Genomic DNA, 24,475 nt, shown 5'->3' with positions numbered 1-24,475 from the left:
ACTCATGCTGTCCTATAAGCTAATTTGGGTGGCACCGCGGGATACCTAATCTCGCCCCAATGCATAGACACATATGCTGGGGCGGGATTTTTTATTTTAATTATGAGGTGATAGTTGATGAGAGAACATGGTAAAAGAGCCTATAATTTTAATGCCGGACCGGCAGCCATGCCGTTATCTGCCCTGCAAAAAGCGCAAGCCGAGTTGCTTGATTTTAATGGTACAGGAATGTCTATTATGGAACACAGCCATCGCGGCAAAGACTACGAAGCGGTGCACAACCAGGCTATAGCGTTATTAAAAGAACTCATGGCTATTCCTGAAAACTATGAAGTTCTGTTTGTGCAAGGCGGCGCCAGCCTCCAGTTTGCAATGGTACCAATGAATTTTCTGCCGGCAGGCAAGCAGGCTGGTTATGTCATGACCGGTGCCTGGTCGGAAAAAGCATTTGCTGAGGCCGAGAAATTAGGTGCTGCCTACATCGCAGCAACTGCCAAGGAAGGCAATTACCGCCGGATACCGGCGCTTAAAGAAATAAAAGCCCAACAAGATACAGCTTATCTGCATATTACCTCTAACAATACTATTTTTGGAACTGAGTGGCATGCTTTCCCGGATACCGGTGAAATTCCACTGATTGCCGATATGTCGAGCGATATTCTCTCCCATCCGTTTGACGTAAGCAAGTTTGCTCTTATTTATGCCGGAGCACAAAAGAATCTGGGACCGTCGGGCGTGACAGTTGTTATCATCCGCCGCGAGTTTTTGGAACAGGCCAACAAGAATTTGCCGGCAATGCTAAAATATGCAACCTTTGCCAAAGACAACTCGCTGTATAATACACCGCCTACTTTTAGCATATATATGGTAAAACTCATGCTGGAATGGGTGAAGGAGCAAGGGGGCGTAACTGCTATCCATAGGCGCAATCAGGAAAAGGCTGCTTTACTCTATGAGGTTATTGATGCCAGCAACGGGTTTTATGTCGGGCACGCTCAGCCTGAGGCCAGGTCACTTATGAATGTAACCTTCCGTTTGGCGGATGAAGCTCTGGAAAAGAAATTCTTAGAAGAAGTCAAAAAAGAAGGCTTTGTCGGCTTGAACGGCCACCGTTCTGTCGGCGGCTGCCGGGCATCCATGTATAACGCCGTGCCTTACGAAGCATGTAAAGCCCTGCGGGACAAAATGCTGGCATTCCAGAAAGAAAACGCTTAACTATATTGGAGGAGAATATAAATGAAAATATTAGTAAGTGATCCGGTATCGGCTGCCGGTATCGAGATCTTGCAAAAAGAGTTTACTGTAGATATAAAATTAAAACTGCCGCCGGAAGAACTTATCCGGATTATCCCGGAATATGATGCCTTGGTGGTAAGAAGCGAAACAAAGGTTACCAAAGCTGTAATTGAGGCTGCTAACAAACTCAAAGCCATTGGCCGGGCTGGCGTAGGGGTTGACAATATCGATGTTGAAGCCGCTACCCAGAAAGGGATCATTGTACTAAACGCGCCGGAAGGTAATACGATCGCCGCTACCGAACATACCATGGCCATGATGCTGGCACTGGCTCGCAATATTCCCCAAGCCCACCAAACTATGAAAGAAGGTAAATGGGAACGCGGCAAGTTCATGGGGGTTGAAATGCGTGGCAAAACTCTCGGCATTCTCGGCCTTGGCCGGATTGGAACCGGGGTAGCTAAGCGGGCGATGGCTATGGAGATGGAAGTTATTGCTTACGATCCGTTCATCAATGCCGATCATGCCCGAAATCTTGGTATTGAGTTAATGGAAGTTGATGAAATACTGACCAAAGCCGATTTCATTACCTTACATCTGCCGCTTACACCGGAAACTAAGAACTTACTAAATAAAGAAGCTTTCGCTAAAGTTAAATCGGGAGTGCGGATTATTAACTGTGCCCGCGGTGGAGTGATAAATGAAGCTGATTTGGCCGAAGCCGTCGAACAAGGAAAGGTAGCCGGCATAGCGGTAGACGTATTTGAAAAAGAGCCGATAAATCCAGAAAACCCCTTGCTTAAACTGGAAAAAGCCGTGCTTACACCTCACCTTGGCGCATCTACAGCCGAAGCTCAAGTTGGCGTTGCTGTTGATGTTGCCCATGGTATTATTGCCGCTCTCAGAGGCGAACCGGTTATGACCGCGGTTAACATGGCGCCTATTCCGGCGCATGTACTCAAAGTGGTTAGACCTTATTTTGAATTAGCTGAGAAAATGGGCTGCCTGGCCGTGCATCTGGCCGATGGGCGCATAAACTCGGTGGATATTGAGTATAACGGCGAAATCAGTCAGGTTGATACCAAGATGCTGACAACGGCGCTGGTAAAAGGTTTGCTCAATCCAATCCTGCAAGAAAGCATTAATTATGTTAACGCTCCGGGGTTAGCTAAAGCCCGTGGTATTAAGGTCAAGGAAATCAGAAGCAAAGAATCTGCCGATTTTGCCAATTTAATTACCGTTCGTGTCCGCACTGACAAGGGAGAGCATATGGTAGCCGGAACCTTGTTTGGTCAGGAAGGCCGCATTGTACTTATAGACGGCTACCGGGTAGACGTGGCGGCACGGGGGTGGCTGTTACTTGGCCCACATCTCGACCAGCCCGGTATGGTTGGCAAGGTAGGAACAATCCTGGGCGAAGCCAATGTAAATATTGCCGGTATGCAGGTTGGGCGAACCGAGACAGCAGGTACTAATATTATGGTAATGAGTGTCGAAGCCGATGTTCCTACCCCGGTTATGCTGAAAATAAAAGCAATTGATGGTATATTAGGAGCAAAGCTTGTAAACTTTAATGCAGGATAAGACGACGGCCAGAATATAATGAAGCTATCTGACGGCTGTTGTCGCAGGAGGAGAATATGGCACTAACCCGATTTATTTTAGTACGGCACGGTGAAACTACGTGGAATAAGGAAGGGCGTTATCAAGGGCAAATAGATACACCGCTTAGCCCGTTTGGCCGGGAACAGGGACAGATGGCCGCCAAGGCACTAAAAGGTGTACCTATTGATATATGCTATGCCAGTCCGCTTAGCCGGGCGGTGGATACAGCTATGATGTGCGTGGCCGCTCATGGATTGTCGGTGAATACCGACAGTCGCTTACTAGAGATTAACCATGGCGAATGGGAAGGTATGCTGAGCGATGAGGTAGGAAAGACATATCCCGAACTGTTGACTCAATGGAAAACTACAGTTGTGGGGGTTACTATGCCAGGTAAGGGTGGCGAGGATATCGTTTCTGTTCGTGACCGGGCGATGGTATTCTTCCGGGAAATGGCGGAAAAACACCAGGGCCAGACAGTGTTGGTAGTAGCTCATGATGCCGTTAACAAAGCTGTATTATGTGATATTTTAGATATTGATCTGTCCCATTTCTGGCAGGTAAAACAAGATAATACTTGTATTAACGTCTTTGAGTATCAGGACGGAAAATGGCGATTGGTACTCATGAACTCGACTACCCATTTAGGATTTTTATTCAGTGGCATTGAACAAAAAGGATTATAAAACGCTTATTCGCTTCTATAAAGTGTAAGTCTTTAAGGGGCTAGTCAAAGTACAGAAATAATGAGGCTGCCGATAGGCGCCTCATTATTTTTTTCGGGCCCGGCATAAGATAATTTTCCCAATCGCAGCAGGTATTGAGGAAGTTATCTTGAAAATATATAGCAACTAAAAATGATTACTAAAATTAAAGGAGTGTTACGATATGAGTCAGGATAGAGACTCGAGCCAAGCTGCTTTAAAAAGTCAGTCCTGTGATTGCGGCTGCGCGGGTTGTGGCCCTATCGAAGAGAGCCGGTTCAGTAAAGATATGCGGAAACTTTACGAAGCAGGCCAGACAGCCGATATGTTGACAGCTTGTGAAAAAATGCTGATTGAAAATCCGGAAAACGGCGATGCTTATTTTTGGCGTGGAGTAGCGGCGGCCGTTGCCGGGAATTTTGAAAAGGCATTGACTGACTATAACAAAGCTGTTGAGCTAAATGACAGAAATGCGGCATACTATTCGTATCGTGGCAGCGCTTTTGCTATGCTTGACGATATCAAAAATGCTGTAATGGATTATTCTAAAGCTATATTTTATAACCCTAATGATTGGGTTAATTACGCCAATCGCGGTGTACTGTATTTGAATAACGGAGTACTGGACCATGCTATTGACGATTTCAGTAAAGCAATCGAGCTGGAACCCGGGGATATGGGCTCTTACATGAATCGTGGTGATGCGTATGCCAACCGGAACCAGTATTCCGCGGCGATTGCTGATTATGATAAGGTACTACAACGCTTCCCGGAAGAAAGCGTTGCACTGATAAAAAGAGGACAGGCTTATTTTGAGCTGGGGATGAATGACGAAGCGATGGCCGACTATAATAAAGTAATTGAACTTGAACCTGAGAATGTTCAAGCCATTGCCATCAGGGCTTCTGTATATTTGGGACAAGGCAAACCGGAACAGGCAGTCGCTGATTTTACCCGGGTCATTGAATTTGAACCAAACGACTCACGTCCGTACTTTTTCCGTGGAATAGCTTTTGTTGCTCAAAAAGCGTACAAGGAAGCAGTTGCAGACTTTACCCGCTGTACCGAGCTGGATCCGGATAATGCACTTGCTTATCATAATAAGGCTATTTGCTGTGAATTACTGCAGCTTACTCATGAAGCAGTTATTGCTTACACGGAGTTTTTGACCAAAGCGGATGCCGAGTCACCGGAAGCAAAACAGGCGCAGGAGCGGCTGCAAGTGTTAACAAAAGAAACAGGCGAAACTCCGCTGCAATAGGGGGATTAATAAATGGAAAAACGACGTTTAGGCCGCTCTGAACTTATGGTAACACCCATCAGCTTTGGTGCTTTACCCATGCAACGGTGTACCATGGAAGAGGCGGGTGAGGTACTTATTGCCGCATTAGATGCAGGAATTAACTTTTTTGATACCGCGCGCGCCTATACCGACAGTGAAGAAAAGATTGGCAGATATATATCCGGCCGTCGTCAGGAATATCATTTGGCGACTAAAAGTATGGCCAGAACGAAAGCGGCTATGTTTGCTGATATAGACGGCAGTTTAGCCACAATGAAAACAAACTATATTGATTTGTATCAGATTCATAATGTCAAAACAGAAACTGAGTACGAGGCCGTAATGGCGCCGGATGGAGCACTGGCAGCGCTCAAAGCCGCTAAGGCCGCCGGCAAAATCCGGCATATAGGGATAACCGGACATAATATTGATATACTGGTTAGCGCTGTAAAAACCGGGGAATTCAGTACGGTTCAAGTACCGTTCAACTGTGTTGAACAGGGGGCGGATAAAGAACTTTTCCCGTTGGCGAAATCACTGGATGTTGGTATTATTGTCATGAAACCGTTGGGCGGCGGTCTGATTCCTAATGTTGATTTGGCGCTTAGGTTTGTTTTGCAGCATGATGGTTTAGTGGCCATTCCCGGCATGGATAGAGTTGAGCATATTCGGGAGAATTTGGCGCCAACAAAAGACTTTAAGCCGCTTAGTCCTGAAGAAACAACCAAACTGAAGGCTGAAGCCGAAGTACTAGGAGCTAACTTCTGCCGCCGGTGCGGTTATTGTTTGCCTTGTGCCGCTGGAATTGAAATTCCGACGATGTTTATTTTTCACTTACAATATACAAGATATAATATGAAAATTGCCATTCCAGGGCGGTACCAAGGTCTAAAAGCCAAAGCGTCTGATTGCATTGAATGTGGCGAGTGCGAGGCTCGCTGTCCTTACAACTTGCCCATTCGCGAACGCATGAAGCAGGTGGCCAAAGACCTCGGTTAAAAGGAGGAAAACACATGGCCGAAGATACTAAGTTTGATATTGCCGTTATCGGCGGTGGTCCGGCGGGGCTGTCGGCAGCTTTGACCGGGCGTATCCGTAACAAATCCATTGCATTGTTTGAGCATCTTGATTTTAGCCAGAAGCTGCAAAAGGCGCATTTGGTGGATAATTACTTGGGGATGCCGGAAATTACCGGCAAGGGTATGATGCAGCATTTTTCCAGCCATGCGCTGGCGCATGGTCCTAAGCTTATCAAGGAAAAGGTAGTCAACGTGTTTCCCGGCGACAAAATGTTCACTTTGCTTACACCTGGTAACACCTATGAAGCCAAAGCTGTAATTTTTGCTACCGGTGTTGTAAGTACACTGCTGTTTCAAGGCGAACGTGATCTACTTGGACGCGGGGTTAGCTACTGTGCGACCTGCGACGGACGCATGTTTCAAGGACGGGATGTTGCCGTAATTTCGTATACCGAAGAAAGCGAAAATGAAATCGAGTTTTTAGCAGAACTGTGCCGAAATGTATACTTCTTGCCACAATATAAAGGCGATTTCGGTAACATGCGCTCTCCGGTTAAGGTAGTGTCCACTAAGCCGAAAGCTATTGTTGGTGATGGCCAAGTCGAAAAACTGGTCACTGATAAGGAAGAGCTAAAGGTGCACGGCGTATTTATCATGCGGCAGTCCGACCCGGTCGAGAATCTTCTGCCTGGACTTGAACTGGAAGGTGAAGTTATCAAAGTCAACCGGGATATGTCAACAAATATTCCCGGTGTATTTGCCGCCGGCGATTGCACCGGCAAACCATGGCAAATTGCCAAAGCAACCGGTGAAGGGCTTGTTGCCGTATTGAGTGCCATTACCTATATTGACCATCTGGAGTAAATTTAAAAGCGGGCTTGCTTCCTCGGAAGTTAAGCTCGCTTTTGGTTTGTTATATATTTATTTGTTCTGGCTGCGCTGCGCGCGCCGTTCGCTGTATAAGGCCAGTAAATCAGGTGGTTCTGTGGATTTAAAGTTATATTCAGGAGCCAGCTGCTGGCATTTTTCAATAGCGGCTTTCAGATCGTAGTAGACTTCCCATTTGGCCTTAACCAATTCTTTGCCGGTAAGGCGCAGGAGGTAGGCCGGGTGATAAGTGGCAATGGCCGGAATGTCATATTTAGTAGTAAACCACTGGCCGCGATCTTTGGTGATGCGGGCGGTAGGGGCAAATAAATATTTTAGAGCAACACTACCGAGGGCAACGATTACTTTCGGCTGAACCAACGCCAACTCGTGGTCAAGCCAAGCCGCAGCACAGAACTGTCCTTCCTCAATGGTAGGTGTGCGGTTATTTTTAGGGCGGCACTTAATTACATTTGTGGTGTATACACAATCACGTGTAATCCCGACACTGGCGAGTGCTTTATCAAGTAATTGCCCCGAGGGGCCGACCAAAGGTACTCCGTATTCATCCTCGACGCCGCCGGGGCCTTCGCCGACAAGTGCCAACGGGCTTGCTAATGTGCCGTTGTAGGATGTAGGACCAATAGCATCTTTTCTGAGCGGACAGGAACTGCAGACCAAGAGATCCTGTTCTAGCTGTTCAAGTGAAGTATATGTCATTATTTCACCTCGTTATTTTAGTTCGCTTAGTAGGCAAGAACTCCTTTTTGTAAACAGTCTAAAAATATTTTGCCGTTACTATTAAGTGACAAAAAATACGGCAGTAATGGTATAAAAAGGATACAAATAAAAAAGAAATACTTTTGTGATACAAATAAATTAATTGAATTTAATAAAATTGCTGTAAATATAGCTTGACGCTTTTTATCAGGGCATTTTAGAATATAAATGCAGCATACAAATTTTACATAGAAGATCTAATTGGCGCGAGAATCAGACTGGCTCATTCCCAAGAAAGGAATTACAATTATGAGCATTGTTCAAATGTTTTGCCGGGTAATTGGAGATCGGGATAGTTATACAGCGAAACACAGTAAAAATGTGGCTCGTCTTATGGCTGATTTCGCCCAATATTCGGATTTGACTGTTGAAGATGTGTCGATGGCGTATGTTGTTGGGATAGTTCACGATGTGGGTAAAGTAAGTGTACCTGATCATATTCTAAATAAGCCTGGACGTTTAACGGAAGAAGAGTTTGCTGTGATAAAACAGCATCCTGATATTGGTGCCAATATTTTGGAAGAAGTGGTCGGCCTGGAACAGGTAGCTGAAATTGTGCGTCACCACCATGAACGGTATGATGGAGAAGGGTATGTGCAGGGATTGAGCGGGGAATCAATACCGCTGTTTAGCAGGATGCTGGCATTGTGTGACACTTTTGATGCAATGACGACTGCCCGCTGTTACCGGGAGAAACCGCTAAGTACTAATGAAGCCCTGGCGGAAATATCCAGATGTGCCGGAACACAGTTTGATCCGCAAATATGCCGGAGTTTTATTGAATTTATTAATTACCAGGGAGGCTGTAACTATTTAGCGACAGCCAATGTTTGAACAGATTGTCAACACTTTACAATTAATGTTGAATAATGTATAATTTTATAATACATAATATATGGTAACATGATATCGTTAGATGCAATGATAGGACAGTGCATAACTGTATGTTTTCAGAGAGCTGGTGGATTGGTGCGAGCCGGTAACAGCATTATGCTATCCAACCTTGAGCAGGCGGCGATGAGCCGCACGGTTCACGTCCGTTATGCGTGCCGAGCGGACTAGCAATAGTCAATCAGGGTGGCAACGCGGGAGAAAGATAACTCTCGTCCCTATAATATAGTGGGACGGGAGTTTTTTGCATTGCCAGAATAAATATCCATCTTTTGGCATTCAATAAGAGAAGGTAGGTTTCTGCCCTCGTCCGCACAGAACAGTCGATTCGTATCGTTAAGGAGGTATATATAAATGCTAGACATTAAATTTGTACGTGATAACCCGGAAAAAGTTGAGCAAGCTCTGAACAACCGGGGCGCCGCGATGAGTCTGGATGAATTCATCAACTATGAGAAAGAACGGCGCGAACTGCTGGCCGAAGTAGAAACGTTGAAAAACCAACGGAATACAGTTTCACAGGAGATCAGCAGGAAGAAGAAAGCCGGCGAAAATGCCGACGATATGATTGTGGAGATGCGCGAAGTAGGTGATCGCATCTCGGCCATTGATGCTAAGCTTAAAGAAACGGAAGCTTCTCTTAACGGTATTATTATGAGCATTCCTAATGTCCCGCACGAATCTGTGCCTGTGGGTAAAGATGAGCATGATAATAAAGAAATTCGCCGCTGGGGCACTCCGCGTGAATTTTCTTTTGAACCCAAGCCGCACTGGGAAATTGGTGAGAAGCTGGGCATCCTGGATTTTGAACGTGGTGGCAAGGTAACCGGAGCCAGATTTACTTTTTATAAAGGCCTGGGTTCCCGTTTGGAACGTTCGCTTATTAACTTCATGCTTGATTTGCATACCAAAGAGCATGGCTTTACCGAGTTTTTCCCACCGTTTATTGTCAATGAAGCGAGTATGACTGGCACCGGTCAACTGCCTAAGTTTGCTCAGGATATGTTCAAACTGGAAGGTCTTGACTACTACCTCATTCCTACTGCCGAAGTGCCTATTACTAATTTTCATCGCCAGGAAATCCTAGACGCTAAGGATTTACCTTTGTACTATACTGCCTACAGTGCTTGCTTCAGAGCGGAAGCCGGTGCAGCCGGCCGGGATACCCGCGGTCTTATCCGTCAGCATCAGTTTAACAAAGTGGAACTTGTTAAATTCAGTCTGCCGGAAGAATCTTATAATGAGTTAGAAAAGTTAACTCTTAATGCCGAAAAAGTGTTGCAACTGCTAGGTCTGCCTCACCGGACAATGCTGTTATGCTCCGGCGATATGGGTTTTTCCTCAGCCAAAACATATGACCTTGAAGTTTGGCTGCCAAGCTTCAATACGTATCGTGAGATTTCCTCCTGCTCTAACTTTGAAGACTTCCAGGCACGCCGGGCTGAAATTAAGTTCCGCCGTGAACCGAAAGCCAAACCGGAGTTTGTCCATACGCTGAACGGATCTGGTGTAGCGATTGGCAGGACAGTAGCCGCTATTCTGGAAAACTACCAGCAGGCCGACGGATCGGTTATCATACCTGAACTGTTACGGCCATACATGGGCGTAGATGTAATAAAATAGCCAACGGAATAATGCAAGACAAGGCAAAGAGAAGTATTCCTTTGCCTTGTCTTTTTTTTTCTGGATTTTTCTTGCTAATTAAATAATTTCGACTATTGACAATTTTTCTGTTCCTTTGCTAAAATTAATGTACAACCAAATAATACCAGGATGATGGTTATAGGAGAGAACGTTTTGGTACGGCGCCGAAGGAGTAAGCACTTTGTCAAACTCTCAGGCAAAAGGACTGTAACCGGACTATACTCTGGAGAGCACACTTTGCGGTAACGCGGGTGTCACCGATGGGGAGCCCTGACGGGCAAATCTCTCAGGTACAATGGACAGAGGCAAAGGGATTATTCCACTTTGCCTCTGTTTTTATTTGTCCACTTTTAACTGCTGGATAACTAAGTGGTAGTGGGATAATTGGGAAATGGGTATCCTATAGAAAAAAAGAGGAGATGATTTGCATGACAGTACGGCAGACGCCGCTCTACGAGACTCATGTCAAGTACGGCGGCAAAATCGTCGAGTTTGGCGGCTGGCTGCTTCCGGTCCAGTATGCGGGAATTCTGGAAGAGCATAAAGCCGTCAGGGAAAAGGCTGGATTATTTGATGTATCTCATATGGGTGAGGTACTTGTTAAAGGGCCGGAAGCGTTAGCTTTTTTGCAAAAACTGGTGACAAATGACGTTTCCCGGATAGCTGATACGCAAGTGCAGTACACCCCAATGTGCTATCCTGATGGCGGTACAGTGGATGACCTCTTGATTTATAAACGTAGTAACGAGGAATATTTTTTAGTTATAAACGCCGCCAATATCGAAAAAGACTGGAATTGGATGCAAGAAAATAGTGCCGGCTTTAACGTGGAATTGACCAATTTATCCGATCAGACTGCCGAACTGGCGCTGCAAGGGCCGCAGGCTGAAACCATAATAAGCAAACTGACCGATGCCCCGCTGGCTAAGCTCGGTTACTACTGGTTTATCCCGCAAACTACAGTTGCCGGAAAATCTGTCATGGTTTCACGCACCGGCTACACCGGCGAAGATGGTTTTGAAATTTACTGCCGGCCGGAAGATGCAGCTTTTCTTTGGGAAAAACTAATGGAAGCCGGCAAACCGTACGGGCTGATGCCTACCGGACTTGGTTGCCGTGATACGCTGAGGTTTGAAGCGACCCTTCCGTTATATGGGCATGAATTGTCGGCAACAATTACGCCGATTGAAGCTGGTATTGGTAAATTTGTTTCTTTGGATAAAGGCGAGTTTAACGGACGTGCCACCCTTGCCGCGCAGAAACAAAATGGGCCGCACCGTAAAATTGCCGGGTTTGTTTTAACCGGACGGGGAATTGCCCGGGCCGACTACCCGGTTGTTTTTGAGGGACGCCGGATAGGGACGGTGACAACCGGTTCCTACGCACCTACTCTGGATAAAAATATCGGGTTGGCATTAGTGGAAGCCGAATATGCCAAAGTGGGCGGCAAGTTTGACATTGAGATCCGCGGGAAAAACGTTCCTGCTGAAGTTATCGCCAAACCATTTTATATTAGGGGGAAATAACAATGAATATTCCAAAAGAGCTTAAGTATTCTAAAGATCACGAGTGGATAAAAGTGGAAGGTAATGTGGCTACTATCGGAATTACCGATTTTGCTCAATCTCAATTAGGTGATGTAGTATTTGTAGAATTGCCGGAAGTCGGAACCGAAGTTGCCGCTGAAGCAGGTTTTTCTGTAGTTGAGTCGGTAAAGGCAGTATCTGATATTTATGCACCTATTTCCGGTAAAGTAATTGAAGTAAACGAGGCCCTGTCCGATGCTCCTGAGACTGTCAACCAAGATGCATATGGACAAGGCTGGATTGCCAAGTTTGAAATTACTGATACCTCTGAACTAGGTAAGCTTCTAGACAGTGAGGCCTATGAGAAACTGGTAGCCGAGGGAGGCCATTAAAATGCCGTGGAGTTATTTGCCGCATACCGACGAAGACCGCAAGGCTATGCTTCAGGCTATCGGTGTGAATGAAGTCAGGGATTTGTTTGTAGATATCCCTGCTGAATTGCGAATGAACCGGCCGCTTGATTTACCTCAAGCCATGTCTGAACCTGAATTGGCAGAACACTTGTCGGCGATGGCCGCTAAGAGCGCTGCGGTTACTGAATATGCTTGTTTCCTTGGTGCCGGGGCGTATGACCACTACATACCCAGTGTGGTTGACCATGTACTGAGACGTTCGGAATTCTATACAGCATACACGCAGTATCAGCCGGAAATTTCGCAAGGGTATCTGCAAGTACTGTGGGAATACCAGAGCCTTATTTGTGAACTAACCGGCATGGCAGTAGCCAATGCTTCCTTATATGACGGCGGCACTGGTCTGGCTGAAGCAGCTATGATGGCAGCCAGCGCCACCAACCGCAGCGAATTACTGGTAGCCAAGAGTGTTCATCCTCACTACCGGACTATCTTAAATACCTATGCTATTGACAAGGGTTACACAATTACGGAGATTGGCTATAAAAATGGACAGCTGGACGCTGATGAACTGCAGGCTAAACTGAGTAAATCCGTCGCCGGTGTTATTCTTGAGACTCCAAATTTCTTCGGTGCTATCGAAAACGTCAAGGCCTTGGCCGATTTAGCTCACGCTCAAGGCGCGCTGCTGATTACCGCCGTTGATCCGATTTCGCTTGGTTTACTTGAGGCTCCCGGCAAGCTGGGTGCCGATATTGTGTTGGGAGAAGGCCAAAGCCTTGGTATTCCGATGTCCTTTGGCGGCCCGTACCTTGGTTTCTTTGCTACTACCGAGAAACTGATGCGTAAGATGCCCGGCAGAATTGTCGGCCAAACTACCGACAACGAAGGCACCCGCGGTTTTGTTCTGACGCTGCAAGCCCGCGAACAGCACATCCGCCGCGAGAAAGCAACTTCTAACATCTGCTCCAATGAAGCATTATGCGCATTAGCAGCAGCTGTATACTTAAATACTGTTGGTAAGGAAGGCTTTAAACAGATTGCCGCTTTGACCCTTAACAAAGCGCATTACGCTTATAAACAATTGACAGGCACAGGATGCAAAGAAGTATTCAGCGCACCGTTCTTTAAAGAATTTGTTGTACGCTTAACTAAGCCGGTTGAGGAAGTTAATAAAGAACTGTTTAACGACAAAATTATCGGCGGGCTGGACTTAGGCAAATACTATCCGGAATTAGCCGACTGCATGCTTGTTGCGGTTACAGAGAAACGTTCTAAAGAGGAAATTGACCGGCTTTCGGCCAGACTGGGGGCAATGCTATGAGTGCCAGAAAAAGTAAATCACTTATTTTTGAAATAAGCAAACCCGGACGCCGGGCCATAGATCTGCCTGCCTGTGATGTGCCTGAGACCGAAGCGCAGAGTTTGATTCCAGCCGGATTCTTACGGCAAGAAGCCGCCGATTTGCCGGAGGTCAGTCAGCTCGACTTGATGCGGCATTACACAGGTTTGTCCAATCGGAACTTTGGTGTTGATTCCGGTTTTTACCCGTTGGGTTCCTGCACCATGAAATATAATCCTAAGATTAACGAAGATGTCTGCCGCCTGCCGGGATTTGCACAAATCCATCCGCTGCAGGAGGGTGAAACCGTGCAGGGCGCAATGGAACTTCTTTATAACATGGAACAGTATTTGGCCGAGATTGCCGGCATGGATGCTGTTACCATGCAGCCCGTAGCAGGCGCTCATGGTGAGCTTACCGGTCTTAAGCTTATCCGTGCTTATCATCGTCATCGCGGCCAAAATCGCACAAAAGTAATTGTGCCTGATTCTGCTCATGGCACAAATCCGGCCAGTGCCGCGGTCTGCGGTCTGGATATTGTTGAAATAAAATCACATGACGACGGCGCAGTTGACTTAGAAGCGCTACAAGCGGCTGTAGGCGAAGATACCGCCGCACTGATGCTGACAAATCCCAGTACCTTAGGGTTGTTTGAAAAAAATATTAAAGAAATAGCCAAGATCGTCCATGACGCCGGCGGCCTGTTATATTATGACGGAGCTAACGCCAATGCCATTATGGGTATCACCCGTCCTGGCGATATGGGCTTTGACGTTGTCCACTTTAACCTGCATAAAACCTTTAGTACCCCACACGGCGGCGGCGGCCCGGGTTCAGGCCCGATTGGCGTAAAGAAAGACCTAGTTCCTTTTTTGCCCACTCCGGTTATTGTAAAAGAAGCCGACAAATTCCGTTTTGAAGAAAACCGCCCGCTTTCCATTGGTAAAGTGCATGCTTTCTACGGCAACTTTGGCGTTATTGTCAGAGCCTATGCCTACATTAGAGCCATGGGGCCTGACGGTCTTAAGACCTCCAGCGAAGATGCCGTACTGAATGCCAACTATTGCCTGAGCCAACTGAAAAAGGACTTCTATGCACCGTTCTCCCGCTACTGCATGCATGAGTGCATTATTACACCTAAGCATCAAAAAGCCCAGGGTGTCCATACTCTGGATATTGCTAAACGCCTCCTTGACTATGGCTATCATCCGCCGACAATTTACTTCCCGCTTATCGTGGAAGAAGCTATGATGATTGAACCGACCGAGAGCGAAAGCAAAGAAACTCTTGACGGGTTCATTGCGGCTATGCATCGTATTGCCGAAGAAGTCAACGAGGACGTCACCCTGGTTACCGAAGCGCCGCGAAATACTGTTGTGGGGCGGCTTGACGAAGCATCTGCCGCTCGGAAACCGATTGTAAAATGGCGCAGGTAGCACGCTTGCCAATACCGGAAGCCATCCGGTTTGTCTATCCGATGAAAACCAAATCGGTAAGTGTTACCGGCTCCAAATGCGAATTAAATTGTGCCCACTGCGGTGGGCACTATCTAAAGCACATGAAACCGCTGGAAACCATGCTTACAGCTGGCGCTGACACTAGTGCCAGCTGGCTGGTTAGTGGCGGCTGCAAGGCGGACGGTACCGTGCCGATTGCAGATCATATGGATAAACTTGCTGAGATAAAGCAAAGCAAACGCTTTAATATGCATGTCGGCCTTATTGGGCAAGCCACAATTGACAAACTGGCGGCTGTGGCCGACTGTGTTTCCTTTGATTTTGTGGCTGATAACGCCACGATCAAAGAAGTGTTTGGGCTTAGCAGTACCGCTGAGGATTATGTGGCTTGCTACCAGGCTCTCCAGCGTAAAGTGAAAGTAATGCCCCATATTTGTATTGGACTTAAAGGCGGCGAAATCTGCGGTGAGTACCGGGCTTTGGAACTTCTTAAGGAACTTGGCGCACCAGCTTTGACTTTTATTATTTTTATACCGACACGAGGCACCCGGTTTGCTGACAGACAACCGCCGGCGTTGGCGGATACGGCTAAGCTGTTAAGTTATGCCCGGTTGACTTTTCCCGATATTCCGCTGCATCTTGGCTGTATGCGCCCTGGTGGACGCTATCGCGAGGAACTTGATAAATGGGCGGTTCGCAGCGGGTTTGATGTCATTGTTAATCCAGCACCTGCTGCCGTTAGTTTAGCCGAAAACTTAGGTCTTGCCATAACCAGGGGAGAGGAGTGTTGTGTACTGTGAGTCTATGGAAACTATCAGCAGGCACAGCCTCGGCGGTCGGGAAAAAACAACTTAAAATTGATGTACTTCCCACAACTGCCTATATTATGCTGGGAGAAAAGTGCCGGAACAATTGCCGGTTCTGTGCACAGTCCCGGGAGAGCTCAGCCCGTGCCGATATGTTATCCCGGGTTACCTGGCCGGAATTTCCCGAACAGGAAGCGGCTCAGGCAGTTGGTACGGCTTATCGGGAAGGAAAACTTCAGCGGGCTTGCCTGCAAATCGTTAAAGGCAGACAAAGCTGGCAGACAAGCCTTGACGCGCTATCGGCCTTAACCCGGGAAAGCAGCGTTCCTGTCTGCATTTCTACCGATGTTGAAACCGTGGTACAAGCTAAAGAACTGCTTGCACAGGGTGCGGACCGGATTTCTCTGGCACTTGATGCGGCAACACCGGAACTATACCGGGAAGTAAAAGGCGGGGACTGGGCTAAACGCTGGCAGCTTCTGACCGAATGTGCAGCGGCACTGCCTGGCAGGATAGGCACCCATCTAATTGTTGGTTTGGGGGAAACCGAACAGCAAATGATTACAACTATAGCAACCTGCCGGGATAAAGGGATCAACGTAGGCTTGTTTGCCTTTACTCCCGTACGGGGAACGGCCTGGAGTGAAAAAATGCCTCCTGCTGTCGGCCATTATCGCCGGGTGCAGATTGCGCACTTTTTATTGAAGGAAGGCTTTAGCCAGGAGATTTTTCGTTATCAGGAGGGCCGACTCGCCGGAATCGATTTGCCCGCAGAGGAACTACAAGCCATTTTAAATAATGGCAAAGCTTTTGAAACAAGCGGCTGCAGCGGCTGTAACCGCCCCTACTATAACGAGCGTCCGGGTGGAGTCATGTACAACTATCCCAGGCCGCTTACTCCGTCAGAAACCAGACAGGCTATAGCTGAGAGTCAATTGTTGTGTCAGGGGAACGAATCTTTGATACAAAATGCGGGGTAAATGGAGGAAATGGCTTATGAAGTGGCGTGCGATTAAGAGTGGTATCAATTGTGCCGCTTATAATATGGCAGTTGATGAAGCCATACTCAAAGCTCATGCCGCAGGACAGGTGCCGCCAACCCTCAGGCTTTACGGCTGGCAGCCTGCGGCTGTAAGTATTGGCTATTTTCAAAAAGCAGCCGGCGAAGTCGACCTTGCCGAATGCCGGCGACAGGGTATTGACGTTGTGCGCAGGCTCACCGGCGGCCGGGCGGTACTGCATGCTGCTGAACTCACTTACAGTCTGGTTGTCAGTGAAGATCATCCGCTTGTACCGGCTACCATTACGGCATCCTATCGCTTTTTTAGTCAGGGCTTGCTGGACGGTCTAAACCGGCTGGGGATTAGCGCTCAGATGAGCATGCCGAAAGCTGCCTACGGACAGACTAAACGCCGGCACGCATCGGCTGCCTGCTTTGACGCGCCTTCCCATTATGAGGTTACCTTTGCCGGACGCAAGTTAGTAGGCAGCGCCCAGGTTCGCAAAGAGGGCGTTATTTTACAGCATGGTTCCATATTATTAAGCTTCGACTCCCACAAGGTAGCTTCGCTGCTCAACTTGCCCACAGCAGAAGATAAGGAAAGGGTAGCAGCCATGCTGGCGATGCGGGCCATGTCTATTTCAGAGGCCGGTCAGCGGAATATAAGCTGGGAAGAAGCCTGTGACGCAATGCTCACGGCTTTTGGTCCGGCCTTGGGCATTGAACTGGACCCAGGCAGTCTCACTGATAAGGAAGAAGCGGCTGCAAGCCAACTGAGGATTGAAAAATACACACAAGACAGCTGGAATTTGTTGCGCTAATGCAGATTATAAAAATTCAGTTCCATTGCTTTCAAGTTTAATTAACGAATGTGTGAAGAAATATAAGAGAAGTAAGGGGCTTTGCCTTTACTTCTATCAGGGGGATAGACTATGAGCTATGACGTAGCGGTCATTGGCGGCGGTCCCGGCGGCTATGTTGCTGCCATTCGGGCCGCACAACTGGGCGGCAAGGTACTCTTAGTAGAAAAAGAGAATATGGGTGGGGTCTGTCTGAACCGTGGCTGTATTCCCACCAAAACATTATTAAAAAGCGCGGAAAAGTGGGAAGACCTAAAACGTTGCGCGGAATTTGGCCTGAAAGCCGAGAATATCAGCTTTGACTTTGCTGCAATCATGGAGCGCAAAAATAAAGTGGTTGCCGGTCTGCGGGGCGGTATCGAGCAATTAGTCAAAAGCAATGATATTACCGTTATGCGCGGTGCTGCCGCATTTACCGGTGCTAATAATCTGGCAGTTACTACCGAATCCGGCCGGGAAACGGTTGAAGCTGCCAAAATAATAATTGCTACCGGGTCAGTACCTAGCGGCATCCCTGTGCCTGGACGCGATCTGCCGGCTGTTGTGACAAGCGACGACTTGCTGGAATTGGCCGAAGTGCCCAAAAGCATGGTTGTCATTGGAGCCGGTGTCGTCGGGGTGGAATTTAGCGCAGTTATGAGAGCTTTTGGCTGTGAGGTTACCATCGTTGAAATGCTGCCAACCATCCTGCCAATGGTAGACGGCGAGCTTGTAAAACGCATGGGACTCAGCCTGCGTAAACAAGGAATCAAAACTATTGCCGGGGCGAAAGTAATGGCAATCGAAGAAGCGGCCGAAGGCGTAGTTGTAAAAGTGGATACAGGCAAAGGTGTCCAGGAATTCCCGGCAGAAAAGGTGCTGATTGCCGCCGGTCGCCGTCCGGTAACAGAAGGTTTGGGATTAGAGGCGGCAGGTGTGGCTTATGACCGTAAAGGCATACCTGTTAATGAGCGGATGGAAACCAACATACCTGGAATCTATGCCATCGGTGATGTTACCGGCCAAAGCATGTTAGCCCACACGGCATCAACCGCAGGCATGGTGGCAGCCGAAAACGCTATGGGTCAAAGGTCTATCATGGATTACGGCGCTATTCCAAGCTGCATTTTCACTGCTCCGGAAATTGCCATGGTTGGACTGACGGAAGAAGAAGCGACAGCCAGACAGCTAACCTTTAAGACCAGCAAATTCAACTTTGCCGCTAATGGCAAAGCAGTAACCATGGGAGAAACTGACGGCTTAGTGAAGATTATCGCAGAAGCTGATACCGGCAAACTACTCGGAATGCATATCCTAGGGCCGCATGCCAGTGATCTGATTATGGAAGGTGCCCTGGCAATCAAAAACAGTCTAACCGCTAAAGATATTGCCCATACCGTTCATCCGCATCCCACACTGTCCGAAACAGTAATGGAGAGCGCTCACGGTATTTTCGGTGATATTATTCACCAGGCGAAAATGAAGCCGAGAAGGTAAAAAAACAACCCATAACTTTTATTAGTTATGGGTTGAATTATTCAAATTGTACCGCCTAACAATCGAATTCTACTTTTTGCAATGTCTATTATATCCGCTTGTTGAGGATCGGTATTAGCAATGAGGTTGCGATATGTTTCAATTGCTTCACTATACATCAGCTTTTTTTCTAAGGCAGTGCCTTTATTTAAATATGCTTTAGCATATTTGGGGTTGAGCTCTATTGCCTTATTGCAATCGGAAATTGCTAGGTCGTATTCGGCTTTCTGAAGATATAGATAAGCCCGGTTAGTGTACGCGTGAGTGTAGCGAGGATCTATCTCTATTGCTTTATTATAGTCGTTAAATGCAAGATCAATTTGCTTCAATTTTGAATACGCAAAACCTCGATCCAAATAAGCAGCAGCATATCTATGATTTATTTCAATAGCTTTATCAAAGTCCTTAATTGCAAGATCAAATTCTTGCCTTTTAATATATAGATTGCCTCGTTTAAAGTAAAGAACTGATTCGTTCGGATGAGATTCAATATTATTTGTTAATTCCGCTATTTGGGAGTCGAGACTAGGTGAGGTTTCGACAGCAAAGACAGGGGAAAACAAAGTGCTGGCACAACACAAAATTAGGCTTAGGGAAATAATAAGAACACTTTTTCTCATTTCGCACCTCCATTATCTTAGTATATATTTCAATAATGTTTCAATAAATCCCTTTTCCGAGCATTTGACGAAGTTATAATGCCACGACTTAAATAATGATATTACTGTAGTGTGGGTGTTAAATCAATGCCGGTGCGTGGAAGCCAGTACTACTTTGCGATAAAAGTTAAAAAAGTTTAAATATTGACAAGTTTTTCAAAAATAACTATAATTATGTTATAAGTAAGCAAAGACATGTACGAATATGATATTTTTTTATGCAAGGTGTGGTATACCGGTATTCCGTGTTTATGAGTTTGCTTAAAAAAATAGAATCTTTATTGGAGAAACGGATGAATAATTTTTTTGTAGAAAAGCCATTGAAAAAATTTGATGAAGAATCCTCTGATGCGCTCTATATGCAAATTGTAAGCCGTATTCAGCAACTTATGCGCGAAGGTCATTTAAAAGAAGGGGATAAACTGCCTTCAGAGCGAGACTTAGCGGAAATGTTTGCTGTTAGTCGTGTACCGGTAAGAGAAGCTTTAAAAGTATTAGAATTTCTCGGCGCTATTCAGCATGTACGCGGGGAAGGCGTGTTTGTAAAAAAAATTGAAATGAAACGTATTTTGCATACGATTGGTTTCCTTATGGCCAATCCCGCAGACCAGCTAATAAATCTATTTGAAGCGCGCGAGGCTTTTGAAATTAAGGCAGTCCGCCTGGCAGCAGAGAGAAGAACTGAGGCTGACATTGAAGCTATGCAACAAACCGTACTGGAAATGGAATTTTTAATTTCCCAGGGCAAACCGGTTTCTGATGTCTCTACCAAGTTTCATTCCGCTGTTATTGCGGCTGCTCATAATGATATTATAATCAAAATCAATGAATTTTTGTCTGATATGCTAACATATTCACGCCAAAAATCATTGCGTGATTCTAATAGACACTCAGTATCGCTAACATACCATAAATTAATTTTACAGCATATTATCGAGAAAAATCCTCAAGCTGCAGTTGATACTATGCAAGAGCATTTAAGTACTGCTAAAATTGTTATTCAAAATCAATCTTAGACTTGTTAAGAATTGCAGAGTCTAATCCATTTATATTCTGCCAAGGAAATTTAAATGGATTATTATTGGTATACCAGTATACCTAAAGCATAAAGATTATTTGGTGGATTCAAACACCAATGAAAATAGATGAATTTTAGGGATTTTATAGTATTTGAAAGGAGAAGCATTTCAAGGTTCAGCAAATTAAAATTTAAAATGGAGGAGAAATTATGGGTATTTTAATTACAATTTTGGTAGTTGTTTGGGTTATTTACATGATTGTCAAAAAACATTATCCACAAGCTGTTCTATTGGCTGCCGGCTCGATTTTACTATTTGCTACATATTGTATCGGCAGTAATCCGATACTTGCTGCTAAAGAATCTTCTGGTTCCGCTGTGCTCGATATTTTCCACACCATTAAGGTATTACTTAGTTCCCGCGTTGCCGGCCTTGGTCTGACTATCATGTCAATAGCGGGCTTTGCGAGATATATGGAATATATCGGGGCGAGTAAGGCTCTATTTGCTGTGGTTGCTTCTCCACTTAAACATATAAAATCGCCATATATTCTTCTTGTCCTGAGTTTTTATATGAGCCAGTTTCTGGTCTTGTTCATTCCAAGTCATGCTGGCTTAGCCTTATTGCTTATGGTGACTGTCTATCCGATTCTAATAAGAGCAGGTGTCAGTAAATTATCTGCTCTTGGCGTAATTGGGTGTGCACAATATATGGATGTTGGTCCCGGTTCAGGCAATGCCATTCTTGCCGCCAATATGTGTAAAATTGACCCGGCAGTATATTTTGTGCAGTACCAATTACCGATTTTTGCTACAACAACTTTGATACTGGGGATTGTACATTATTTTGTGCAAAAATGGTGGGATAAAAAAGAAGGTTTTACCGGTTATGATGAATCGGTTGGTCTTATTAAAGAAGATGAAAGCCGTCCACCTTTAATCTATGCAATCCTTCCGATTATTCCGATGATATTTATTTTAGGTTTTAGCCCTATTTTCAAAAGTCCAATAAAAATGGATGTTGTTACTGCAATGTTTATTAGCACTTTCATAAGTATGGTTTTTGAGTATGCAAGAACAAAAGATTTTCGAGTCACCTTGCAAAGTCTGAAATATTTATATGAAGGAATGGGTAATAGTTTTGCAACTGTAGTAAGTTTGATAGTGGCAGGTGAGGTATTTGCTGCCGGATTAATGAAGATCGGTGCTGTAGACGTTATGATTAACGGCGCTCAAAACCTTGGGGTTGGCGCTCACGCGTTAATAATTCTTTTCTGTTTGGTGATTTCGGGATGCGCTTTCTTAATGGGTTCCGGGAACGCTGCGTTTTTCTCGTTTGCTGCCCTCACTCCTAAGATTGCCGCTTCACTAAAAATCGATATTGTTACACTGTTGCTGCCGATGCAAATAATGACAAGCTTTGGGCGCGTTGTTTCACCAATTACTGCAGCCATTGTAGCAATCGCCAGCGTTGCAGAAGTCTCCCCTGTTCAAGTGGTAAAAAGAACTGCGATTCCTATGGCAGTGGCTGCGTTTGTAAATATAGCATTTGTATTAGTTAAATAAGGAGATGTTGTTCTAGATGAAATGTGCTAAATGCAAGCATAGAAAATGTTACTTGGAAGGCCAAAATTGTACCAAGAATTCTTTGGAAGATGTTAAAGAAGCTTATACGGGTGAGCAACTAGCTATTATGAAGGCTGCTGCTTGTACAGAGGCACGTTTTTATAATAATCTTACTCGTCTTGAGGAAACCGTTGAATTTTGCAAACTAATGGGATACAAAAAAATCGGAATCGCGTTTTGTATTGGTCTTAACCAAGAGGCCAAATTGATTGAAGAGTATTTCTCTAAATCCTTTGAAGTCTATTCGGTTTGCTGCAAAGTTTGCGGTATTGCCAAGAGTAATCTTGAGTTGGAACAAATTAAACCAGATGCTGCGGAAACAATGTGCAATCCAATAATGCAGGCACGAATACTTAAGGATAAAGAGGTTGAATTTTGTGTTACCGTTGGCCTGTGTGTAGGACATGATGCGTTGTTTACAGGTGCTTGCACCGCGCCTACCTCTTGTCTGGTTGCTAAAGACCGGGTGCTTGCTCATAATCCGCTAGGGGCGGTATATTCCCGCTATTGGCGCAGAAAGTTAGGCATTAATCCCAGTGATCAAGTCTAGCAATAATTTAAAATTATATAACTTTAGAGGAGGAAATTTACGATGGTAAAGCATAATTTTGATGAACTAGTTAACCGCAAGGGCACCGAATGCAAAAAGTGGGATACTTACGCCGATGACGTTATCCCTATGTGGATTGCTGATACCGACTTTAAATGTCCGCAGCCTGTTATTGATGCTTTGGTAAAAAGGGCTGAACACGGCGTTTACGGATATCCCGTAAATTGCAAAAAGTTTGAGCAATCCATTGCTAACTGGCAGAAAAAAAGATTTGGGTGGGATGTTGACATTGATTGGGTCGAATATACACCGGCAGTTATTCCTGCTGTCGTATATGCCATGCGTGCTTTTACCAATCCTGGTGACAATATTGTAATTCAAATGCCGGCATACCACCCATTCCACGATATCATTCCTAACAACGGCAGGCACATTCTGGGAAATAACCTGGTTTTACAGGAAGATGGCAGCTATGCCGTAGATTTTGAAAACCTAGAGGAATTACTCAGTAAAAAAAGAACAACCATGTTTTTGTTATGCAGTCCGCATAACCCTGTTGGTAAATGCTTTACCCGGGAAGAATTAACAAGAATGTCAGAACTTTGTTTGAAACATAATGTATTTGTTGTTTCTGATGAAATTCACTCTGATATTGTTTATAAAGGCAACAAGCATATTCCTTTTGGCAGTCTTTCCCAAGAAGCTGCTGATAATTGCGTGGTTTGCGTTAATCCTAGTAAAACCTTTAATATCGCCGGCGTAAGAACAGGTGCTGCCATTATTCCTAATCGCCATAACCATGATCTTTTCTATGCTCCGCTCGAAGATAACAAAGCATATGGCAGAACTGTATTTGGTACCTTGCCGATTGAGGTGTGCTATAACGAATGTGACTATTATGCTGATCAGTTAGTAGAGTATTTGGAGGGTAATCTTGCGTATCTTAGCAATTTTGTTGCAACTAAAATTCCTAAACTTAAAGTCACCCCAACACAAGCGACTTATCTTATCTGGCTTAACTGCAAGGAAATGAATATGGCGCCGAAGGAGCTTAGCGCCTTTTTCTTAAATGAAGCAAGAGTCGCTATGAATGAAGGATCAACCTTTGGACCTGGCGGCACCGGCTATATGAGAATGAATATTGCTTGTCCACGCTCCCAGTTGGTAGCTGCGCTGGAAAGAATGGAAGCTGCAATAAATAAATTATAAGAGGAGTAGCTATGAAACAGGTTATAAATACGGATAAGGCCCCAAAGGCCATTGGACCTTATTCTCAAGCAATTAAAGCAAATGGATTTCTATTTGTATCTGGCCAATTACCTGTAGTACCTGCTACTGGTGAGTTTGCCGAAGGCGGTGTCGCTGCGCAGACCAAACAATCTCTAGAAAATATAAAGTCTATTTTATTACAAGCCGGAGCGACGTTAGATGATGTAGTTAAAACTACCGTGTTTATCAAAGACATGAATGATTTTAGCGTTGTGAATAATGTGTACGGTGAATATTTTTCTAAAAATTTCCCCGCTCGTGCCTGCTTTGAAGTTGCACGGCTGCCTAAAGACGCGTTAGTTGAAATTGAAGTAATTGCAGTTTGCAGATAGTTAATTGAAATATAATTCGTAGCTTATGGCTTTTCAGACTGTAATCACTGGTGCTGTTTTCCCGCAGTACCAGT

General features: G+C 45.5%; 23 protein-coding genes and 1 riboswitch. Of the genes, 21 read left to right on the top strand and 2 right to left on the bottom strand.

Going from position 1 to position 24,475, the window contains the following annotated elements; genetic code table 11:
- Window positions 1-117 precede the first annotated feature (117 nt).
- From serC to SRRS_RS25240, 6 genes are all read left to right on the top strand, one after another.
- Window positions 118-1,215, top strand: a complete 1,098-nt coding sequence (gene serC / locus SRRS_RS25265; protein ID WP_371364307.1) for a 3-phosphoserine/phosphohydroxythreonine transaminase — start codon at window positions 118-120, stop codon at window positions 1,213-1,215.
- 21 nt (window positions 1,216-1,236) lie between these two features.
- Window positions 1,237-2,820 (top strand): phosphoglycerate dehydrogenase, encoded by a 1,584-nt coding sequence (gene serA / locus SRRS_RS25260; RefSeq protein ID WP_371364305.1) that lies wholly within the window; start codon window positions 1,237-1,239, stop codon window positions 2,818-2,820.
- 56 nt (window positions 2,821-2,876) lie between these two features.
- On the top strand, window positions 2,877-3,527 hold the full coding sequence (locus SRRS_RS25255) for a histidine phosphatase family protein (RefSeq protein ID WP_371364304.1): 651 nt from the start codon (window positions 2,877-2,879) through the stop codon (window positions 3,525-3,527).
- Between the two features lie 202 nt (window positions 3,528-3,729).
- A complete protein-coding gene (locus SRRS_RS25250) occupies window positions 3,730-4,806 on the top strand; it encodes a tetratricopeptide repeat protein (RefSeq protein ID WP_371364302.1) in 1,077 nt (358 codons plus the stop codon).
- Between the two features lie 12 nt (window positions 4,807-4,818).
- Window positions 4,819-5,826 (top strand): aldo/keto reductase, encoded by a 1,008-nt coding sequence (locus SRRS_RS25245; RefSeq protein WP_371364300.1) that lies wholly within the window; start codon window positions 4,819-4,821, stop codon window positions 5,824-5,826.
- Between the two features lie 14 nt (window positions 5,827-5,840).
- The gene (locus SRRS_RS25240) at window positions 5,841-6,710 is read left to right on the top strand and encodes an NAD(P)/FAD-dependent oxidoreductase (protein WP_371364299.1); all 870 of its coding nucleotides are present in this window, start codon (window positions 5,841-5,843) and stop codon (window positions 6,708-6,710) included.
- Between the two features lie 57 nt (window positions 6,711-6,767).
- Here the strand turns inward: SRRS_RS25240 and SRRS_RS25235 are convergent, their stop codons facing one another.
- The gene (locus tag SRRS_RS25235) at window positions 6,768-7,433 is read right to left on the bottom strand and encodes a uracil-DNA glycosylase family protein (protein ID WP_371364297.1); all 666 of its coding nucleotides are present in this window, start codon (window positions 7,431-7,433) and stop codon (window positions 6,768-6,770) included.
- Between the two features lie 309 nt (window positions 7,434-7,742).
- On the opposite strand from SRRS_RS25235, the gene SRRS_RS25230 reads away from it, so the two are divergent.
- The 10 genes from SRRS_RS25230 (at window position 7,743) to lpdA (ending at window position 18,908) form a co-directional block, all read left to right on the top strand.
- Window positions 7,743-8,327 (top strand): HD-GYP domain-containing protein, encoded by a 585-nt coding sequence (locus tag SRRS_RS25230; protein ID WP_371364296.1) that lies wholly within the window; start codon window positions 7,743-7,745, stop codon window positions 8,325-8,327.
- Window positions 8,328-8,738: 411 nt separating this feature from the next.
- Entirely contained in the window at window positions 8,739-10,007 is a 1,269-nt protein-coding gene (gene serS, locus SRRS_RS25225) for a serine--tRNA ligase (RefSeq protein ID WP_371364295.1), read from the top strand.
- A gap of 150 nt (window positions 10,008-10,157) precedes the next feature.
- Window positions 10,158-10,246: riboswitch (glycine riboswitch) on the top strand.
- A gap of 210 nt (window positions 10,247-10,456) precedes the next feature.
- Window positions 10,457-11,554 carry a glycine cleavage system aminomethyltransferase GcvT gene (gene gcvT / locus SRRS_RS25220; RefSeq protein WP_371364293.1) on the top strand — a complete coding sequence of 366 codons (1,098 nt, stop codon included), beginning with the start codon at window positions 10,457-10,459 and terminating at the stop codon, window positions 11,552-11,554.
- 2 nt (window positions 11,555-11,556) lie between these two features.
- The gene (gene gcvH, locus SRRS_RS25215; RefSeq protein WP_371364291.1) at window positions 11,557-11,946 is read left to right on the top strand and encodes a glycine cleavage system protein GcvH; all 390 of its coding nucleotides are present in this window, start codon (window positions 11,557-11,559) and stop codon (window positions 11,944-11,946) included.
- 1 nt (window position 11,947) lies between these two features.
- Window positions 11,948-13,291 (top strand): aminomethyl-transferring glycine dehydrogenase subunit GcvPA, encoded by a 1,344-nt coding sequence (gene gcvPA, locus SRRS_RS25210; RefSeq protein WP_371364289.1) that lies wholly within the window; start codon window positions 11,948-11,950, stop codon window positions 13,289-13,291.
- Window positions 13,288-14,745, top strand: a complete 1,458-nt coding sequence (gene gcvPB, locus SRRS_RS25205) for an aminomethyl-transferring glycine dehydrogenase subunit GcvPB (RefSeq protein ID WP_371364287.1) — start codon at window positions 13,288-13,290, stop codon at window positions 14,743-14,745. The genes gcvPA and gcvPB overlap by 4 nt, the downstream gene beginning before the upstream one ends.
- The gene (locus SRRS_RS25200) at window positions 14,733-15,566 is read left to right on the top strand and encodes a radical SAM protein (RefSeq protein ID WP_371364285.1); all 834 of its coding nucleotides are present in this window, start codon (window positions 14,733-14,735) and stop codon (window positions 15,564-15,566) included. The genes gcvPB and SRRS_RS25200 overlap by 13 nt, the downstream gene beginning before the upstream one ends.
- Window positions 15,563-16,552 carry a radical SAM protein gene (locus SRRS_RS25195; protein ID WP_371364284.1) on the top strand — a complete coding sequence of 330 codons (990 nt, stop codon included), beginning with the start codon at window positions 15,563-15,565 and terminating at the stop codon, window positions 16,550-16,552. Before SRRS_RS25200 ends, SRRS_RS25195 begins: the two co-directional genes overlap by 4 nt.
- 16 nt (window positions 16,553-16,568) lie before the next feature.
- Entirely contained in the window at window positions 16,569-17,393 is an 825-nt protein-coding gene (locus SRRS_RS25190) for a biotin/lipoate A/B protein ligase family protein (RefSeq protein ID WP_371364282.1), read from the top strand.
- Window positions 17,394-17,504: 111 nt separating this feature from the next.
- On the top strand, window positions 17,505-18,908 hold the full coding sequence (gene lpdA, locus SRRS_RS25185) for a dihydrolipoyl dehydrogenase (protein ID WP_371364281.1): 1,404 nt from the start codon (window positions 17,505-17,507) through the stop codon (window positions 18,906-18,908).
- 41 nt (window positions 18,909-18,949) lie between these two features.
- Here the strand turns inward: lpdA and SRRS_RS25180 are convergent, their stop codons facing one another.
- Window positions 18,950-19,567 (bottom strand): tetratricopeptide repeat protein, encoded by a 618-nt coding sequence (locus SRRS_RS25180; RefSeq protein ID WP_371364279.1) that lies wholly within the window; start codon window positions 19,565-19,567, stop codon window positions 18,950-18,952.
- A 332-nt stretch (window positions 19,568-19,899) separates the two neighbouring features.
- Between SRRS_RS25180 and SRRS_RS25175 the strand changes: the two genes are divergently transcribed.
- The 5 genes from SRRS_RS25175 (at window position 19,900) to SRRS_RS25155 (ending at window position 24,401) form a co-directional block, all read left to right on the top strand.
- Window positions 19,900-20,622: a FadR/GntR family transcriptional regulator gene (locus SRRS_RS25175; protein ID WP_371364278.1), complete on the top strand. Its 723-nt coding sequence runs from the start codon at window positions 19,900-19,902 to the stop codon at window positions 20,620-20,622.
- Between the two features lie 212 nt (window positions 20,623-20,834).
- A complete protein-coding gene (dcuC, locus tag SRRS_RS25170; protein WP_371364276.1) occupies window positions 20,835-22,190 on the top strand; it encodes a C4-dicarboxylate transporter DcuC in 1,356 nt (451 codons plus the stop codon).
- A 16-nt stretch (window positions 22,191-22,206) separates the two neighbouring features.
- Window positions 22,207-22,800 carry a DUF1847 domain-containing protein gene (locus SRRS_RS25165; protein WP_371364275.1) on the top strand — a complete coding sequence of 198 codons (594 nt, stop codon included), beginning with the start codon at window positions 22,207-22,209 and terminating at the stop codon, window positions 22,798-22,800.
- A gap of 42 nt (window positions 22,801-22,842) precedes the next feature.
- Entirely contained in the window at window positions 22,843-24,009 is a 1,167-nt protein-coding gene (locus tag SRRS_RS25160) for a MalY/PatB family protein (protein ID WP_371364273.1), read from the top strand.
- 11 nt (window positions 24,010-24,020) lie between these two features.
- Entirely contained in the window at window positions 24,021-24,401 is a 381-nt protein-coding gene (locus SRRS_RS25155; RefSeq protein WP_371364271.1) for a RidA family protein, read from the top strand.
- Window positions 24,402-24,475 lie beyond the last annotated feature (74 nt).

Origin of the sequence: Sporomusa rhizae, from assembly GCF_041428845.1 — a bacterium.
Lineage (GTDB): Bacteria > Bacillota > Negativicutes > Sporomusales > Sporomusaceae > Sporomusa > Sporomusa rhizae.
The sequence above is the reverse complement of the archived record's forward strand: the minus strand, read 5'-3'. Positions and strand labels throughout refer to the sequence as shown.

Coding starts and splice junctions, on each gene's coding strand:
- gcvPA (WP_371364289.1), top strand. CDS start 11,948: ATGCCGTGGAGTTATTTGCCGCATACCGACGAAGACCGCAAGGCTATG.
- serC (WP_371364307.1), top strand. CDS start 118: ATGAGAGAACATGGTAAAAGAGCCTATAATTTTAATGCCGGACCGGCA.
- SRRS_RS25230 (WP_371364296.1), top strand. CDS start 7,743: ATGAGCATTGTTCAAATGTTTTGCCGGGTAATTGGAGATCGGGATAGT.
- SRRS_RS25165 (WP_371364275.1), top strand. CDS start 22,207: ATGAAATGTGCTAAATGCAAGCATAGAAAATGTTACTTGGAAGGCCAA.
- gcvPB (WP_371364287.1), top strand. CDS start 13,288: ATGAGTGCCAGAAAAAGTAAATCACTTATTTTTGAAATAAGCAAACCC.
- SRRS_RS25200 (WP_371364285.1), top strand. CDS start 14,733: ATGGCGCAGGTAGCACGCTTGCCAATACCGGAAGCCATCCGGTTTGTC.
- serA (WP_371364305.1), top strand. CDS start 1,237: ATGAAAATATTAGTAAGTGATCCGGTATCGGCTGCCGGTATCGAGATC.
- SRRS_RS25235 (WP_371364297.1), bottom strand. CDS start 7,433: ATGACATATACTTCACTTGAACAGCTAGAACAGGATCTCTTGGTCTGC.
- dcuC (WP_371364276.1), top strand. CDS start 20,835: ATGGGTATTTTAATTACAATTTTGGTAGTTGTTTGGGTTATTTACATG.
- SRRS_RS25180 (WP_371364279.1), bottom strand. CDS start 19,567: ATGAGAAAAAGTGTTCTTATTATTTCCCTAAGCCTAATTTTGTGTTGT.
- SRRS_RS25190 (WP_371364282.1), top strand. CDS start 16,569: ATGAAGTGGCGTGCGATTAAGAGTGGTATCAATTGTGCCGCTTATAAT.
- gcvT (WP_371364293.1), top strand. CDS start 10,457: ATGACAGTACGGCAGACGCCGCTCTACGAGACTCATGTCAAGTACGGC.
- SRRS_RS25155 (WP_371364271.1), top strand. CDS start 24,021: ATGAAACAGGTTATAAATACGGATAAGGCCCCAAAGGCCATTGGACCT.
- gcvH (WP_371364291.1), top strand. CDS start 11,557: ATGAATATTCCAAAAGAGCTTAAGTATTCTAAAGATCACGAGTGGATA.
- lpdA (WP_371364281.1), top strand. CDS start 17,505: ATGAGCTATGACGTAGCGGTCATTGGCGGCGGTCCCGGCGGCTATGTT.
- SRRS_RS25250 (WP_371364302.1), top strand. CDS start 3,730: ATGAGTCAGGATAGAGACTCGAGCCAAGCTGCTTTAAAAAGTCAGTCC.
- SRRS_RS25245 (WP_371364300.1), top strand. CDS start 4,819: ATGGAAAAACGACGTTTAGGCCGCTCTGAACTTATGGTAACACCCATC.
- SRRS_RS25160 (WP_371364273.1), top strand. CDS start 22,843: ATGGTAAAGCATAATTTTGATGAACTAGTTAACCGCAAGGGCACCGAA.
- SRRS_RS25240 (WP_371364299.1), top strand. CDS start 5,841: ATGGCCGAAGATACTAAGTTTGATATTGCCGTTATCGGCGGTGGTCCG.
- SRRS_RS25175 (WP_371364278.1), top strand. CDS start 19,900: ATGAATAATTTTTTTGTAGAAAAGCCATTGAAAAAATTTGATGAAGAA.
- serS (WP_371364295.1), top strand. CDS start 8,739: ATGCTAGACATTAAATTTGTACGTGATAACCCGGAAAAAGTTGAGCAA.
- SRRS_RS25255 (WP_371364304.1), top strand. CDS start 2,877: ATGGCACTAACCCGATTTATTTTAGTACGGCACGGTGAAACTACGTGG.